Raw genomic sequence first — 15,260 nt, forward strand, 5'->3', positions numbered from 1 at the left:
TTATGGCTTCTTCTTGCTTGATTTTGATGCAGTTTTTGCTGCTGTTGCTGCCGCAGCAGGCGCTGCGGCGGTGGTTTTGCTGCGCTTGGCGGCAGGCTTGGCTACTGCGTCGGCAGCAGGTTTGACGGCGGCCTTTTCAGCCGCTTTTGGCGCTGCTTTTTCAACTGCTTTGGCAGCTGGCTTGACAACTGCTTTTGCCGATGGCTTGGCAACTGACTTTTCAGCTGATTTGGCAACCGGTTCGGCAACCGGCTTGGCCGCTGCTTTGGCCTTTGTCTTGGCAGCCGGCTTGGCGGCAGTTTTAACCGGCACAGCAGCCTTGACTGGCACCGCTGGCGCCACCGGCGCGATCACAGGCGCCACTGGCGCTGGCTGGACGCTGGTTTTGACTTCATGGCGCGGTTCGGTTGCGGCAGCAGGCCTGGCCGGGTTGCCATTTCCATTACGGTCACTGCGGTCGCCACGGTCATTGCGGCCGCCCCGGCCACCGCGGCCGCTCTTGCCACCCTTGCCGCTTCTATTACCCTTGTCACCCTTGTCACCCTTGTCACCCTTGCCGCCTTTACCACTGTTACCACCTTGGCCGCCATTAAAACCTTTGCTGCCGCTGCGATCCGGCGCCGGGACGACTTCAGGCGCCTCGCCAGCCAGTTCAGCATCGGTCACCAGGCGCAGGTCGATCTTGCGCGTTTCCAGGTCGACTCTGGCCACTTGCACGGTCAGGCTGTCGGTCAGCTGATAGCGCTTGCCGGTACGTTCGCCGCGCAGTTCATGGCGCGCTTCGTCGTACTGGAAGTAGTCGGTACCAAGCTCGGTGACATGCACCAGGCCTTCGACAAACAGCTCGTCGAGCTGCACGAACACGCCGAAAGTAGTCACGCCGGTAATCTTGCCGGTGAACTGCTCGCCCAGTTTGTCTTGCATGAAGTAGCACTTGAGCCAGGCTTCGACATCGCGCGACGCTTCGTCGGCGCGGCGCTCGTTGGCCGAGCAATGCACGCCCAGCGCGTCCCACACGGTCAGGTCGGTCTTGGCAGGCTTGCCATCGGCCTTGTCCCTGGCCTGCTGCTTGCGCGTGGCGTTCGACACATTGGTGTTGAGCACCACTTTGTCGGACAGTTTCGGCTCGTATTTCTTGCCCTGCAAGATGGCCTTGATGGCGCGGTGCGTCAGCAGGTCGGGATAGCGGCGGATCGGGCTGGTGAAGTGGGCATACGCTTCATAGGCCAGGCCGAAGTGGCCGATATTGTCCGGGCTGTAGACGGCCTGCTGCATCGAGCGCAGCAGCATCGTTTGCAGCAGCTGTGCATCGGGGCGCTCCTTGATCTGCTGCATCATGGACGCGTAATCGGAAGCGGCCGGCGTATCGCCGCCGGTCAGGTTCAGGCCCACCTGCTTGAGGAAGGTGCGCACCTGCGTCAGCTTTTCCTTGGTCGGGCTGGCGTGGATGCGGTAGGTGCCCGGATGCTTGTGGCGCAGCAGCAGATCGGCCGCACACACGTTGGCGGCCAGCATGCACTCCTCGATCACCTTGTGCGCATCGTTGCGGGTGCGTGGAATGATCTTTTCGATCTTGCCAGCGCCGTTGCTGACGATATACGTTTCGGTGGTTTCAAAGTCGATCGCGCCACGCGCGTTGCGCGCCTGCTGCAAGGCGCGATACACCTCGTTCAGGTGCAGCAGGTGCGGCATGATCTCGGGGCGGCTGGCAGCTTCCTCGCCTTTCGGATTGGCCAGCATGTCGGCCACCTGGTTGTACGTCAGACGCGCAGCCGAGTGAATCACGGCCGGATAGAACTGGTAAGCCTTCAGTTCGCCCTTGGCCGTCACCACGGCGTCGCACACCAGCGTCAGGCGATCGACGGCCGGGTTCAGCGAGCACAGGCCGTTGGACAGTTTTTCAGGCAACATCGGAATCACGCGGCGCGGGAAATACACCGAGGTGCTGCGTTCGAGCGCATCAATATCGAGCGCTTCGTTCGGCTTGACATAGGCGCTGACGTCGGCAATGGCGACGATCAGGCGGTAGCCCTTGGCGCGACCCAGCTTGACCGGCTCGCAATAGACGGCATCGTCAAAGTCGCGCGCATCTTCGCCATCGATGGTGACCAGCGGCACATCGCGCAGGTCGACCCGTTCCTTGAGGTCGGCGGCGCGCACTTCGAACGGCAGCTTTTCAGCCTGCTTGAGCGCGGCGGCCGAAAAAATATGCGGCACATTGAACTTGCGCACGGCAATTTCAATTTCCATGCCCGGATCGTCCAGCGCGCCAAGCACTTCGACAATCTTGCCGACCGGCTGCTTGAAGCGCTGCGGCTGCTCGGTCAGCTCGACGCTGACCACCTGGCCAGCGGTGGCCTTGCCGACTGAACCGGTAATAAGGATATCCTGGCTGATGCGCTGGTCTTCCGGCGCCACCACCCAGGTGCCGCTTTCCTGCATCAGGCGGCCGATCACGTGGGTATTGGCGCGCTGCGTTACCTCGACGATGGTGCCTTCCGGACGGCCGCGGCGGTCGGTGCCCACCACGCGGACCATCACGCGGTCGCCATGCAGCACTTTCTGCATTTCTTTCTCGGGCAGGAACAGGTCGGCGCCGGGCTCGTCGGGAATGACAAAGCCAAAGCCATCGCGGTGGCTGGTCACGCGGCCGGACACCAGTGCGCTCTGGTCGGCCAGGCGGAAGATGCCGCCAGCGTCTGACTTGAGCTGTCCATCGCGCTCCATCGCTTTGAGGCGACGGACCAGGACATCCATGGAATCAGCATGCACATGCAACGTTTTTCCCAGCGACTGTGGATCGATGGGCGCGTTAACACTGCGGAATATGCCGAGAATGTCCTCCCGGCTGGGAATGGTGTGGGTATTTTGGTTCAAAAGTATTTCTATGGTTATTTATTGACAGTGATCAAACGGTGATCAACACGAATAGTGATCAAACTAGACTCTTACCGATGACATCACCGTCAATATTGACACGGTGATAGACGATAGTGTACCGGACGACGCCCAGGTTTGCCTAAAAGTTTGCCTGAACGGAATGCCACAAAAAGCCAGCCGGCAACCAGCCCATGAAAAATGTTGGAGAAATTGCGCCAGCCCTTTGACATCGCCTGGTATTACTCTATAATCCTCGTCTCTTGCAGCGGCAAACCTTCGGGCATGCGGCGACAGGAATGCAGTAAAGATGCAGTACCGGGTCGATGTGCAGTATGGAGCGCAAGCTCATCTGGCGCAAAACTCTTCAAGTCGCTATAATAGCAGACTTGCTGTATAGTGCAGTTGTAGCATCAGTGCCCACGTGGCGGAATTGGTAGACGCGCATGGTTCAGGTCCATGTGCCTTTGGGTGTGGGGGTTCGAGTCCCTCCGTGGGCACCATTACCGGATTCGCAAAAAAGCCGCAAACTTTCAGGAGTTTGCGGCTTTTTTCATTTTTCACCCCAAAGCAGACCCTGGGGTCGGACCCAAAGGGTCTCGGCGACCCCGTCCGCCCCCGGCAGTTCGCCGTTGGGCTCGTTTGCATACACCCCTGCTACGCCCCAGCCTTCGAATAACGCTCAAAAAACAGGCAAAATCCACCCTCCTTCATAGGGAAACCGCGTTTTTCTACCCAAAAACCTGTTTTCTTGAAGAAATCGTGAAATGCCTGTTGACCGATTGGCCGCCAGCCCTTATGATTTTGTCCTCGCTGCAGAACACGCAGCGAAATGTAGCAAGCAGCAAATATGCCCACGTGGCGGAATTGGTAGACGCGCATGGTTCAGGTCCATGTGCCTTCGGGTGTGGGGGTTCGAGTCCCTCCGTGGGCACCAGCTACCAGCAACGGTTGTTTTCGTTGTGCTCCGCAGTAGTCGCAGTAACAAGTGTCAAGGTAGTAAGCAGTAAAATATGCCCACGTGGCGGAATTGGTAGACGCGCATGGTTCAGGTCCATGTGCCTTCGGGTGTGGGGGTTCGAGTCCCTCCGTGGGCACCAACTACCAGCAACGTTTGTTTTCGTTGTGCTCCGCAGTAGCAAATAGTAGTAAGAAGTAACAGTATCAGCAGCATCAGTGCCCACGTGGCGGAATTGGTAGACGCGCATGGTTCAGGTCCATGTGCCTTTGGGTGTGGGGGTTCGAGTCCCTCCGTGGGCACCATTACCGGATTCGCAAAAAAGCCGCAAACTTTCACAAGTTTGCGGCTTTTTTCATTTCCGCCTGAAAAAATGGTGCCGCAGCGCCATTGCGATCAAGCTTGCTTGCCCAGCGTCGCCTTGACCGCATCGGCCAGGCTGGTGGTCGGACGGCCAATCAGGCCGCTCAGCTGCTTGCCTGCATCGTGCAGGCCACCCTTGGCGGCGCCCGCATCGGAGTCAGCCAACATGGCGGCGAAACCTTCGGGCACGCCCACACCCACCAGTGCCGCCTTGTAGTCTGCCTCCGGCAGATCCTTGTAGACGATCACCTTGCCCGACTGGCGCGCCACTTCGGCCGCATAGTCGGCCAGCGTAAAGCTGGTGTCGCCAGCCAGTTCGTACACCGCCTGCGGGGCAGACGCCGTCAGCACGGCAGCGGCGGCGGCAGCGTAGTCGGCGCGCGAGGCCGACGAGAAGCGCCCCTCTTGCGCCGCGCCCAGCACCACGCCATGTTCAAGCACCGGCGCCAGATGCTCGGTGTGATTTTCCAGGTACCAGCCATTGCGCAGCAAACTGAACGGCAGGCCCGAGGCGCGGATCGCCGCCTCCGTTGCCACATGCTCGACGGCCAGGCCCAGCGGCGACGTATCGGCGTGCAGCACGCTGGTGTAAGCCAGCAGTTGTACGCCGGCGCGCTTGGCCGCATCGACCACGTTCTGGTGCTGGGCGATGCGCAGGCCAACCTCGCTCGACGAGATCAGCAATATTTTGCTCGCCCCCTGAAAAGCGGCATCGAGGCTGGCGGCACTGTTGTAGTCGGCCTGGCGCACCTGCACGCCCTTCGCTGCCAGGCTGGCTGCCTTGGCCGGATTGCGCACGGCGGCAATGATGTTCGATGCAGCAACAGTTTCAAGCAGCTCGGCAATAACGTGCTGGCCCAGGTTGCCTGTGGCGCCGGTGATAACGATCATGATTTCTCCTTGGATGGTTGCGGGTAAAAATCTATAATAAGCCCGCCACTAACTTTTTGTAAGTACGTACCTTTTGGTAAGTATGTATTGACGCACAACATGGAGCACAACATGGATATCGAAGCACCGGGCGCCAGCCTGCGCGCCGCCCTGGCCCGCCAGAATCAGGGCGCACAGCTGATGGCTGCTGCCTGCCCCTCGCGCGCCGTACTGAGTCACCTGACCAGCCGCTGGGCGGTACTGGTGCTGGTGCTGCTGCTTGGCGGCACGCGCCGCTTCAGCGAACTGCGCCGCGAAGTGGGCGGTGTCAGCGAAAAAATGCTGGCGCAAACCCTGGAAGCGCTGGCTGGCGATGGTTTTGTGCTGCGCCATGCCTACTTGGTGATACCGCCCAAGGTCGAATACAGCCTGACGCCGCTGGGGCGCGAAGCGGCCGAACGGCTGGCGATGCTGGTCGACTGGATCGAGGACAACTATCCGCGCATCGAACAGGCGCGCGCGGCACTGGCCGAGTCGGCGGCTGGCGAGCAGGCAGCGTAGATTTGTCGTTTACTCCTGCTTGCCTTGATGTAATACTAGCTTTATGACAGATCAAAGGGATGCTGCGCGGCAGCGCGCTGCCATGAAACAGTCAAGCACCGACGCGGCCCAGGCCAGCGGTTTGCCAGCCGATGAAGCTGGCACCGCACGCCCATTGCCGCCGCAGACGCTGGCGGTCGATTACCACTCCGTCCTGGCCGGCTCGCCTGACGCGGTATTGCTGTTCGATATCGATCATGCCGTGCTGATCGACGCCAACCACCTGGCCGAGCAGTTGTTCGGACGCCCGCTGGCCGAGCTGCTGCAGGGCGGCATGGAGCAATTGTTCCCTGCCCGCCAGGCAGACGGCACCACCTCGCCGCAACTGCTGCAGGAAAAAATGCACGCCACCCAGCAAGGCAGAATCGTGGTGTTTCGCGCTGCCTGCTGCCACCGCAACGGCCACGCGATTGCCTGCGAAGTACGGCTGATGCGCGTGTCCGCGTCGGGACGCCAGCTGGTGCATGCGCGCGTGATCGACCTGACCGAGCGCAACCTGGCCGACGCGCTGCGTGCCGGGCAGAACAATCTGCTCGAAATGATTGCCCGTGGCGCGCCATTGCAGCCCACCCTCGAACGCATGTTGCTGATGATCGAAGGCCAGTCGCGCGGCGTATTGTGCTCGATCATGCTGCTGAGCAAAGACGGCAAGACCATGCGCAGCGCTGCCGCGCCAAGCTTGCCACCTGCCTATATGGCCCTGCTCGACGGTGTCGAGATCGGCCCCGGCGTCGGCTCCTGTGGCACTGCGCTGTTTCTGCGTGAAGCAGTGGTGGTCAGCGATATCGAACACGATCCCTTGTGGGCGCCTTACCGGGAACTGGCCGCATCATTCGGCTTGCGCGCCTGCTGGTCGCAGCCGATCTTTGGCCAGGACGAAACGCTGCTGGGCACCTTTGCCATGTACTACCGCGAAGTGCGCAGTCCCAGGGTGCAGGACATGCGCCTGATCGACATGGCCACCGACCTGGCCGGCATTGCCATTGGCCGCGCGCGCCACGAAGAAGAGTTGCAACGCCACCGCACCCATCTGGAGGAGCTGGTGGTCGAACGCACGACCGCACTGACGCTGGCCAACAGCGAACTGGCGGCGGCGCTGTCGCACCTGTCGATCACGCAGGACGAGCTGGTGCGGCGCGACAAGCTGGCGGCGCTGGGCGCACTGGTAGCCGGCATTGCACATGAGCTCAATACGCCGATCGGCAACGGCCTGGTGGTTGCCACCACCATGGCCGAACGCACGCAGGCGCTGCGCGCCAGCCTGCCCGATGGCCTGCGCCGCTCCGAACTGGAAACCTACCTGGCCCAGGCCAGCGAAGCGGACGCCATCGTGCTGCGCAATCTGCAGCGCTCGGCCGACCTGGTGTCGAGCTTCAAGCAGATCGCCGTCGACCGCGCCAGCTCGCAGCGCCGCCATTTCCTGCTGCGCCAGTTCGTTGCCGAACTGATGCTGCCGCTGTCGGCCACGCTCAAGGGCAGCAGCCATACTTTGCAGCAGGACATCGCCGGCCATCTGGCGCTCGACAGCTATCCAGGGCCGCTGGGCCAGGTGCTGAGCAGCCTGTTTGAAAACTGTCTGCGCCACGCCTTTGACGGGCGCAGTAACGGCGTGATCAGCATCACCGGGCGCGCCAGCGAGGACGGCAAGTCGGTGCTGCTGGCCGTCAGCGACAATGGCGTGGGCATCGCCGCCGACGACCTGGCGCGCATCTACGATCCTTTTTTCACCACCAAGCTCGGCTCGGGCGGCTCGGGGTTGGGCCTGCATGTGGCGCACAATATCGTCACCGGCGTGCTCGGCGGCCAGATCAGCGCCAGCAGCGACGGCCATGGTGCCACCTTTACCCTGCTGCTGCCGGTGGTGGCGCCGCAGGCTCCCGCAACATGACAAGAGGCAATTAGTACATCATGAAAACATGGATTGCAGCACTGCTGCTGGCCGCCTGCACGGCTGCCCTTGCCGCCCCCGCGCCCTGGTACAAATGGCGCAGCAAGGTCGACGGCACGCTGTCATGCGCCCAGTCGACGCTGGGCTTCGGCTGGGAACTCGACTCGGGACCGTACAAAGATAGCCGTTGCGAAAAACCCGGGCGTGTTAAATAATAGATTCGTGGACAGGCAGGCGAGCAGGCAAAAACGATAAACATTATCCAACCACAATGAGGAGACAGCATGTTTACCAATCCCGAACAATTCGCATCGGCCACCAAGGCTTTGTTTGAATTCCAGCTGATGACATTCAATACGCTGACCACCAAGGCGGTGCAAGGCGTGGAGCAGGTACTGGCGCTGAACATGGCCACCGCCAGGTCCGGCATGGAAGAGAGCATTGCCGCCGGCAAGGAAATCAGCGCCGCCAAGGATCCCAAGGCCGCACTGGCCGCCGCAGCAGCCCAGGTACAGCCGGGCGTGGCCGGCGCCAAGGCCTACAAGCAGCAGCTCGACGAGATCATCCGCGACATCCATACCGAATTTACCACCGCTGCCGAAGCCCACGTGGCCGAAGCCAAAAGCAATCTGAGCGCACTGATCTATGACGTGACCAAGAACGTGCCACCTGGCTCGGAAAACGCGGTCGCCATCGTCAAGGCCGCCATCGACAACGCCTTCCTCGGCTACGAGCAGGTGACCAAGGCGACCAAGCAAGCGGTCAGGACAGTGGAAGAGCAGATCGCCAAGGCTTCGGCACAGGTAGCACAAAATACCGAAAAGGCTGCCGACACGGTGGCTGAAACGGTGGAAAAGGCGGCGCCGAAGACGCGCAAGAAGTAACCCAAGGAGTAGGTCGGATTAGCCGCGTAGGTCGGCTTAGCCCAAAGGGCGTAAGCCGACAACAGTTCTGCATGTCGGATTACGTTACGCCTGCGCGGCCCGACTAATCCGACCTACGCCGGCCTGATGCGATACACGCAGCGACGCCCTCCCCCCAGCAAATATTCGCTGCGCTCGACCGTGCAGTCATCACCCAGCACGCTCTTGAAAATGGCCAGCTCGGAGCGGCAAAAATTCTGGCAAGCCGATGCCGCCGCACAAATCGGGCAATGATTCTCCACCAGCAGCACGCTGCCATCGTCCTGCGCCTCTGCCTGCGCCATATAGCCTTCGCTGTCGCGCGCGCGGGCCAGACTGTCGACGCGCTGCAGCAAACTGGTGCCAGGATCAAGCTGGCGGCGGTAGGCCGCTTCGCTCGATGCTTCGCGTGCTGCAATAAGCTTGTCCAGCCCGGCTTCGCCAAAGAGGCTGCGCACTTGTGCAATCAGCTCCAGCGTCAGCTCGGCATGGCGGTCAGGAAAGCGCGCGTGGCCGCTGGCGCTTAGCGACCAGCGCCGCGCTGGCCGGCCTACCTTGTCGGCCGTGTCGGCACAGTCGGCCAGCCCTTTTTCCTGTGCCATTTCGAGCTGGCGGCGCGCGCCCATCGAGGTCAGATCAAGCAGCGCGGCTACCTGCTGGGCCGTCTGCGCGCCGCGCATCTTGAGCAAAAACAGCACCTGCTCGAAGGTCGAGGCGGGCGTGCTCATGCCACCGCCTCCAGCGCAGGCGGCTGCGCGTCGGCCAGCGCCAGCTGCCGGCGCCAGCTGCACATGCGCCATGCCGACCAGGCCGCCAGCACGGCGCCCACCAGCAGTATCAAACGCGTATCGAGCAGTATCAGCAGCGAGCCGCCCAGCGCCACCACGATATTGGCAATGCAAAACGTGGTCGACAGCAGGCCCATCACGGCGCCCTGCCCGTGCACGCTGAAGCGCTCGGCGCACCAGCCCTGGATGACCGTGTTGTACAGCGCATTCGGTATGCCGAACAGCACGATGGCTGCGATGCCGACCCAGATATTACCCATCGCCAGCGTGGCTACCGCCAGCGCCACGGCCCCGCCATACCAGCTGGCGCGCAACAGCGGTGCGTGCCGGCTGGGGCCGCCCGCCAGCAAGGACGTCAGCGTCATGGTGCCGCACAGGCCGACATTGACCCAGGCAATCTGCTGGGCATTGTAGCCAGCCGTCTCTACCAGCCACAGCGGATAGAACTCGTAAAAACTGGCGACGCCACAGGTCAGCGCCAGCTGCAGCACGAACAGCATGCGCAGGTCGGCATGGCGCAGCAGATTGAGCGAATGGCGTTCGCGCGCCACCTGCCACCACGGCGTGCTCAAGTGCGATGGCGCCTCGCGCGGCAAGGCCACAGCCACCAGCACGGCCACCAGCAGCAAGGCAATGGCGGCGATCCAGAACGGCACCGCCACGCCCCAGTGCAGCGTAGCGCCGGCCAGCAGCGGCCCCACCAGCCAGCCCAGGTAGAAAGCGCCGTTCAGCCAGGACATGGCGCGCAGGCGCAGCGGCCCTTGCAGCTGGTCGGCCAGCATGGCGCGCGCAACCGAACCATTGCCCTCAAGCAGGCCGGTAATAAAGCGCGCCACAATAAACAGCGGATAAGACTGGATAAGCAAAGCCCAGGCCGTGATCGCGTGGCCCAGGCCGGCGCCAAGCGCGGTATACAGCAGCAGCGGACGGCGGCCGTAGCGGTCGGACAGCGGCCCCAGCAAGGCTGAACCGATCAACAAGCCCAACGGGTTGATGGTCAGCGCCAGGCCAAACAGCAGCTTCGATGGCAGGCCCAGGAAATGGTTGAAGCTGTTAGCCGCCTCGGCCGCAAACAGCGGCGGCAGGATTGGGTACGGCAAGGATGCGCCTATGGTCGAGAGCAGCCCCAGAAGGCAGGCTGCGGTAATCAGGATAAGGTTCTTCATGCGGCCTGGCTGGACTTTCTTGTTATGTTTGCATGTGAGCACTATACGGCGCCCTCACAAATAAGTAAACAAAATGATTTATATATAGAATTTAGCCACAAACGACAGAGAAATCGCTGTGCAAGCACCATCGCAGGGTTTAGACTGTATATAAACACAGTAAAAGCCTATCAGCCTTGCAACAATCCTTGACCATGTCCCGTATTCTCGACAATCCTTTGTACTATCTGGAGAACTTCCAGGGCGTACTGCACTGGATCAGCACACGCTATGGCGACTTGCTGAGCGAGGAGGAGCAGCAGTTTATCGGCCACTTTGACACCCTGCCGCAAGCATCGCGCGCGCTGTTTGTGCGGCTCGTCATGCGTAAAGGCTGTTTGTTTCGGGCCAGCAAGCTTCAGTATGCGGAAATCGGCGACCCGCGCGCCGCCGCCCTGCCGCTGCTCGATGCTGGCTGGGTACAGCAAGACCCCGTTATCACCATCGACGAGGTATTCGAGCTGCTGCTCAAGACGGAAGTGGCGCAGGCGTTTGCCCTCGGCGCCAGCCTGAAGGCTGCGCGCAAGGCCGACCAGCTTGCGGCGCTGCGCGAGCAGTACAGTGAGCCACGCTGCTTTTCCGCGTGGCATCCCGCTTCCAGTGACGTGCTGTACCGTATCGACAACCAGCCACTATGCGACCGGCTGCGCCTGATTTATTTTGGCAACTATCACCAGGACTGGTCCGAATTCGTGCTGGCTGACCTCGGCATCTACCAGTATGAAAAGGTCGAATTTTCGGCGCAGTCGCGCGGTTTCGGCACGCGCCAGGATATCGAGCACTACGAAGCGCTGCATCAGTGCCGCGAGCGTTTCAACGAGGCCGAAGCGCCGCAGGCCATCCTTGAACAACTGACCGGCCTGGCCGCCAGCGATGCGCACAATGCCTGGCTGGCCGGACGGCGTGAAAAGCTGCAATACCAGATTGCCCAGCATCTGGAAAAGAGCCAGGACTGGCTGGCCGCCTACCGCGCCTATGCCGATTGCCGCTATCCGGGCGCGCGCGGGCGCGCCATACGCGTGCTGGAAAAGGACGAGCAGCCACAACTGGCCTACGCACAGCTGCAGGTCGCCATGCAGGCGCCTGAAAGCGAGGCAGAACGCCAGTTGCTGCTGCGCATGGCGCCGCGCCTGCGACGCAAGCTGGGCCACGCCAGGGAGCAAAAAGCCGCCAGCGCCGCCGTCGAACGCATCGACCTGCAATTGCCCTTGCCGGCCGACGCCTGGTATGTGGAAGGCGTGGTGCAGCAGCATCTGGCGCAGGACGATGCGCCCGTCTATTACGTGGAAAACACGCTGATCAATTCGCTGTTCGGGTTGCTGTGCTGGCCGGCCATCTTCAAGGCCATTCCGGGTGCCTTTTTTCACCCTTTCCATCGCGGCCCGAGCGACCTGCACAGCGCCGATTTTTCGCTGCGCCGCGCCAGCGAATTTGCTGCCTGCCTGGCTGAGCTCGACAATGGCAGCTACCACGCCAGCATGCGCGCAACCTATGCAGCCAAGGCCGGTATCACCTCGCCGTTTGTCAGCTGGCAGGTGCTCGATGAAGACTTGCTGGAACTGGCGCTGGCCTGCATGCCGGCCGCCCACCTGAAAAAATCGTTCGAGCGCATCCTGGCCGACATCCGCAACAACCGCAACGGCTTTCCCGACCTGATCCAGTTCTGGCCGCGCGAAAAGCGCTACCGCATGATCGAGGTCAAAGGTCCGGGCGACCGGCTGCAGGACAACCAGCAGCGCTGGATCGCTTACTGCGCCGAGCACGCCATGCCGGTCAGCGTGTGCTATCTGCAATGGTCGCCTGCACCATGACGGAGCCGCAAGCCTATACGGTGGCAGTACGCGCGCTGTGCGAATTCACGGCCAAGGTGGGCGACCTGGACCTGCGCTTTACGCCCTCGCCCACGGCCCAGGAAGGCATGGCCGGCCACGCTACCGTTACCGGCCGGCGCGACGACGATTACCAGCGCGAAATCACGCTATGCGGCGACTTCGGCCCGCTGCATGTACGCGGGCGCGCCGATGGCTACGATCCGAAACGCCGCCAGCTCGAAGAAATCAAGACCTACCGCGGCGAGTTTGAGGCCATGCCGGCCAACCACAGACAGTTGCACTGGGCGCAGGCGCGCGTCTATGGCCATTTGCTGTGCCAGCAATTGCAGCTGCCGATGCTGCGCGTGGCACTCGTGTATTTCGACATTGCCAGCCAGAAGGAAACCATCTTGCACGAAGAGTGCACGGCCGAGGCGCTGCGCACGCATTTCGAACAGCTGTGCACGCTCTTTATCGACTGGGCCGAACAGGAACTGGCGCACCGCGCCAGCCGCGACGCGCAGCTGGCAGCGATGAAGTTTCCCTATGCCGACTTTCGCGCCGGCCAGCGCCAGCTGGCCGAAGCCATGTACAAGGCCAGCAACCGCAGCTGCTGCCTGCTGGCACAGGCGCCGACGGGCATCGGCAAGAGCGTGGGCAGCCTGTTTCCGATGCTCAAGGCGATGGCCGCGCATGAGCTCGACAAGCTGTTTTTCCTGGCCGCCAAGGTGCCGGGCAGGCAGATGGCGCTCGATGCCTGTGCCATCCTCAAGACCAGTTCACCGCTGCTGCCGCTGCGCGTGCTTGAGCTAAGCGCCAAGAGCAGCGCCTGCGAGCATCCCGACAAGGCCTGCCACGGCGAATCGTGCCCGCTGGCGCGCGGCTTCTATGACCGCCTGCCGCAGGCGCGCAGCGCGGCGCTGGCCAGCGGCCTGCTGCTTGACAAGGAAGCCGTGCGCGCCATCGCCCTGCAGCAAGGCGTCTGCCCGTATTACCTGGGCATGGAACTGGCGCGCTGGAGCGATGTCGTCATTGGCGACTACAACTATTATTTCGACCTGTCAGCCATGCTGTACGGCATGACGCTGGCCTATGACTGGAAGGTCAATGTGCTGGTCGACGAAGCGCACAATATGGTGGCGCGCACGCGCGGCATGTATACGGCCGAGCTGGAACAGGGGCAGCTGAAGCTGCTGCGCAAATATGCGCCCGAGCCTTTGAAAAAGCCGCTGGACCGGGTTTCCCGCCAGTGGACGGCGCTCTTGAAGGAGCAGGATGGCGACTACCTGGTACATGCGGCGCTGCCCGAAAAGTTTTTCAGCGCGCTGCAGGGCGTAGCCACCGCCATCGGCGATTATATGGCCGAGCATCCGGCCAGCCTGGACGAAGACCTGCAGCGCTTTTACTTCGATGTGCTGCTGATCAATCGCCTGGCCGAGAGCTTCGGCGGGCATTCGCTGTTCGATGTCAGCAAAACCGCTGGCGGCAGCACGGTGTGCATCCGCAATATCGTGCCGGCGCCGTTTCTCAAGCCACGTTTCGAGGCCAGCCGCAGCACGGCGCTGTTCTCGGCCACCTTGAGTCCATGGAATTACTACAGCGACACGCTGGGCATGCCAGAAGGCACGGCCTGGGTCGATGTCGACTCGCCATTCCAGGCCGAACAGCTGGCCGTGCGCGTGGCCGACGGCATTTCCACGCGCTACCAGCATCGCGGCGCCTCGCTGCTGCCGATCGCGCAGCTGATGGCGCAGCAGTACCAGCAAACGCCGGGCAACTATCTGGCCTTTTTCAGCAGCTTTGACTATATGGAAAAGACCGCCACGCTGTTTGCGCAGCACTTCCCCGACGTGCCCATCTGGCAGCAGCCGCGCCGCATGGACGATGCGGCGCGGCGCGATTTTCTGGGCCGCTTCGGCCTGGAGACGCGCGGCATCGGCTTTGCCGTGCTGGGCGGCGCGTTTGGCGAAGGCATCGACCTGCCTGGCGCGCGCCTGATCGGCGCCTTTATTGCCACGCTGGGACTGCCGCAGATCAACCCGGTCAACGAACAGATCCGCATGCGCATGGGCGCGCTGTTTGGCGCCGGCTACGACTACACCTATCTGTATCCGGGCATGCAGAAAGTGGTACAGGCGGCCGGGCGCGTGATCCGCACGCAGACCGACAAGGGCGTGGTCTACCTGATCGACGACCGCTTTGCACGCCCCGAAGTGCGCCAGCTGCTGCCAGCCTGGTGGGATGTGCAGACGGCTAGCCGACCAGCAATCGCAGTTTCTGATAGCCAGCCTTGCTGACCGGTATCCTGGTATCGTCGCGCAAGATCGCCACATGGCTGTCGCGCGTGGCCTGCTCGATGCGGCAGATGCCGTCGATATTGAGCAGATAGGAGCGGTGTACGCGCAGGAACTTGGCCGGGTCGAGCAGGCTTTCCAGCTCGGCCAGGCGCTGTGCTTTGAGGTACGACTTGCCGCTTGACCGGATGCTGACGTAATCGTCCTGGGCCTCGATATAGTCGATCGCGCTGCTGGCGATCACATGCACCCTGGCGCCGTCGCGTATCAGCACGCGGTGCACCGGTGCAGCGCGCGCCGCGGCCTCGCGCGCAACAGCATCGACGGCCTGTGCCGGGCTGCCTTGCTGCGTGCGCGCGTGCGCCAACGCCTGCGCCAGGCGCTGTTCGCTGTACGGTTTCAACAGGTAGTCGAGCGCATGGCAGTCAAACGCCTTGAGCGCGTACTGGTCATAGGCGGTCACAAAGATAAAGCGCGTGGCGGCCGCCTGTGCGCCGATCAGCTCGACAACTTCAAAGCCATCGAGGCGTGGCATCTGTATGTCGAGAAACACCAGATCGGGCGCCAGTTCGCTGATGGCCTTGACGGCCTCGAAGCCGTTGGCGCACTCGGCAACGATCTCGATATCGTCATGGCGCGCCAGGAATTCGCGCAGCACCATGCGTGCCAGCGCTTCATCATCCACGATCACTGCCCGCATTGTT

General features: G+C 62.2%; 12 protein-coding genes and 4 tRNA genes. 10 read left to right on the top strand and 6 right to left on the bottom strand.

Going from position 1 to position 15,260, the window contains the following annotated elements; translation table 11 throughout:
- Window positions 1–2,877, bottom strand: a complete 2,877-nt coding sequence (gene rnr, locus GCM43_RS11250; protein ID WP_226929448.1) for a ribonuclease R — start codon at window positions 2,875–2,877, stop codon at window positions 1–3.
- Between the two features lie 418 nt (window positions 2,878–3,295).
- Between rnr and GCM43_RS11255 the strand changes: the two genes are divergently transcribed.
- Window positions 3,296–3,380, top strand: a tRNA-Leu gene (locus GCM43_RS11255).
- Between the two features lie 154 nt (window positions 3,381–3,534).
- Here the strand turns inward: GCM43_RS11255 and GCM43_RS11260 are convergent.
- Entirely contained in the window at window positions 3,535–3,759 is a 225-nt protein-coding gene (locus GCM43_RS11260; RefSeq protein WP_152244261.1) for a hypothetical protein, read from the bottom strand.
- Between GCM43_RS11260 and GCM43_RS11265 the strand changes: the two genes are divergently transcribed.
- From GCM43_RS11265 to GCM43_RS11275, 3 genes are all read left to right on the top strand, one after another.
- A tRNA-Leu gene (locus GCM43_RS11265) sits at window positions 3,730–3,814 on the top strand. The two genes, GCM43_RS11260 and GCM43_RS11265, sit on opposite strands and share 30 nt — an antisense overlap.
- A gap of 78 nt (window positions 3,815–3,892) precedes the next feature.
- A tRNA-Leu gene (locus tag GCM43_RS11270) sits at window positions 3,893–3,977 on the top strand.
- Between the two features lie 78 nt (window positions 3,978–4,055).
- Window positions 4,056–4,140 (top strand) — tRNA-Leu (locus GCM43_RS11275).
- 91 nt (window positions 4,141–4,231) lie between these two features.
- Here the strand turns inward: GCM43_RS11275 and GCM43_RS11280 are convergent.
- On the bottom strand, window positions 4,232–5,089 hold the full coding sequence (locus tag GCM43_RS11280; protein WP_152244263.1) for an SDR family oxidoreductase: 858 nt from the start codon (window positions 5,087–5,089) through the stop codon (window positions 4,232–4,234).
- A 111-nt stretch (window positions 5,090–5,200) separates the two neighbouring features.
- Here GCM43_RS11280 and GCM43_RS11285 point away from each other — a divergent pair, with 111 nt between their 5' ends.
- The 4 genes from GCM43_RS11285 to phaP all read left to right on the top strand — a co-directional run bounded on the left by GCM43_RS11285 (window position 5,201) and on the right by phaP (window position 8,440).
- Window positions 5,201–5,629: a winged helix-turn-helix transcriptional regulator gene (locus tag GCM43_RS11285; protein ID WP_193315597.1), complete on the top strand. Its 429-nt coding sequence runs from the start codon at window positions 5,201–5,203 to the stop codon at window positions 5,627–5,629.
- An 82-nt stretch (window positions 5,630–5,711) separates the two neighbouring features.
- Window positions 5,712–7,556 carry a PAS domain-containing sensor histidine kinase gene (locus GCM43_RS11290; protein WP_226929449.1) on the top strand — a complete coding sequence of 615 codons (1,845 nt, stop codon included), beginning with the start codon at window positions 5,712–5,714 and terminating at the stop codon, window positions 7,554–7,556.
- Between the two features lie 20 nt (window positions 7,557–7,576).
- Window positions 7,577–7,771, top strand: a complete 195-nt coding sequence (locus GCM43_RS11295) for a hypothetical protein (RefSeq protein WP_152244269.1) — start codon at window positions 7,577–7,579, stop codon at window positions 7,769–7,771.
- Window positions 7,772–7,840: 69 nt separating this feature from the next.
- Window positions 7,841–8,440, top strand: coding sequence for a TIGR01841 family phasin (gene phaP, locus GCM43_RS11300; protein WP_152244271.1), 600 nt, complete (start codon window positions 7,841–7,843; stop codon window positions 8,438–8,440).
- A 113-nt stretch (window positions 8,441–8,553) separates the two neighbouring features.
- On the opposite strand, the gene GCM43_RS11305 is transcribed toward phaP, so the two are convergent.
- Window positions 8,554–9,186, bottom strand: a complete 633-nt coding sequence (locus GCM43_RS11305) for a helix-turn-helix transcriptional regulator (protein WP_152244273.1) — start codon at window positions 9,184–9,186, stop codon at window positions 8,554–8,556.
- A complete protein-coding gene (locus GCM43_RS11310; RefSeq protein WP_152244275.1) occupies window positions 9,183–10,412 on the bottom strand; it encodes an MFS transporter in 1,230 nt (409 codons plus the stop codon). The genes GCM43_RS11305 and GCM43_RS11310 overlap by 4 nt, the downstream gene beginning before the upstream one ends.
- Window positions 10,413–10,606: 194 nt before the next feature.
- Here GCM43_RS11310 and GCM43_RS11315 point away from each other — a divergent pair, with 194 nt between their 5' ends.
- Together GCM43_RS11315 and GCM43_RS11320 are read left to right on the top strand one after the other, a co-directional pair.
- A complete protein-coding gene (locus GCM43_RS11315; RefSeq protein ID WP_152244687.1) occupies window positions 10,607–12,262 on the top strand; it encodes a VRR-NUC domain-containing protein in 1,656 nt (551 codons plus the stop codon).
- Window positions 12,259–14,559 carry an ATP-dependent DNA helicase gene (locus GCM43_RS11320; RefSeq protein WP_152244277.1) on the top strand — a complete coding sequence of 767 codons (2,301 nt, stop codon included), beginning with the start codon at window positions 12,259–12,261 and terminating at the stop codon, window positions 14,557–14,559. The genes GCM43_RS11315 and GCM43_RS11320 overlap by 4 nt, the downstream gene beginning before the upstream one ends.
- On the opposite strand, the gene GCM43_RS11325 is transcribed toward GCM43_RS11320, so the two are convergent.
- A complete protein-coding gene (locus GCM43_RS11325; RefSeq protein ID WP_152244689.1) occupies window positions 14,516–15,256 on the bottom strand; it encodes a LytR/AlgR family response regulator transcription factor in 741 nt (246 codons plus the stop codon). The two genes, GCM43_RS11320 and GCM43_RS11325, sit on opposite strands and share 44 nt — an antisense overlap.
- Between the last annotated feature and the right edge of the window lie 4 nt (window positions 15,257–15,260).

Origin of the sequence: Janthinobacterium aquaticum, from assembly GCF_009208565.1 — a bacterium.
Lineage (GTDB): Bacteria > Pseudomonadota > Gammaproteobacteria > Burkholderiales > Burkholderiaceae_D > Janthinobacterium.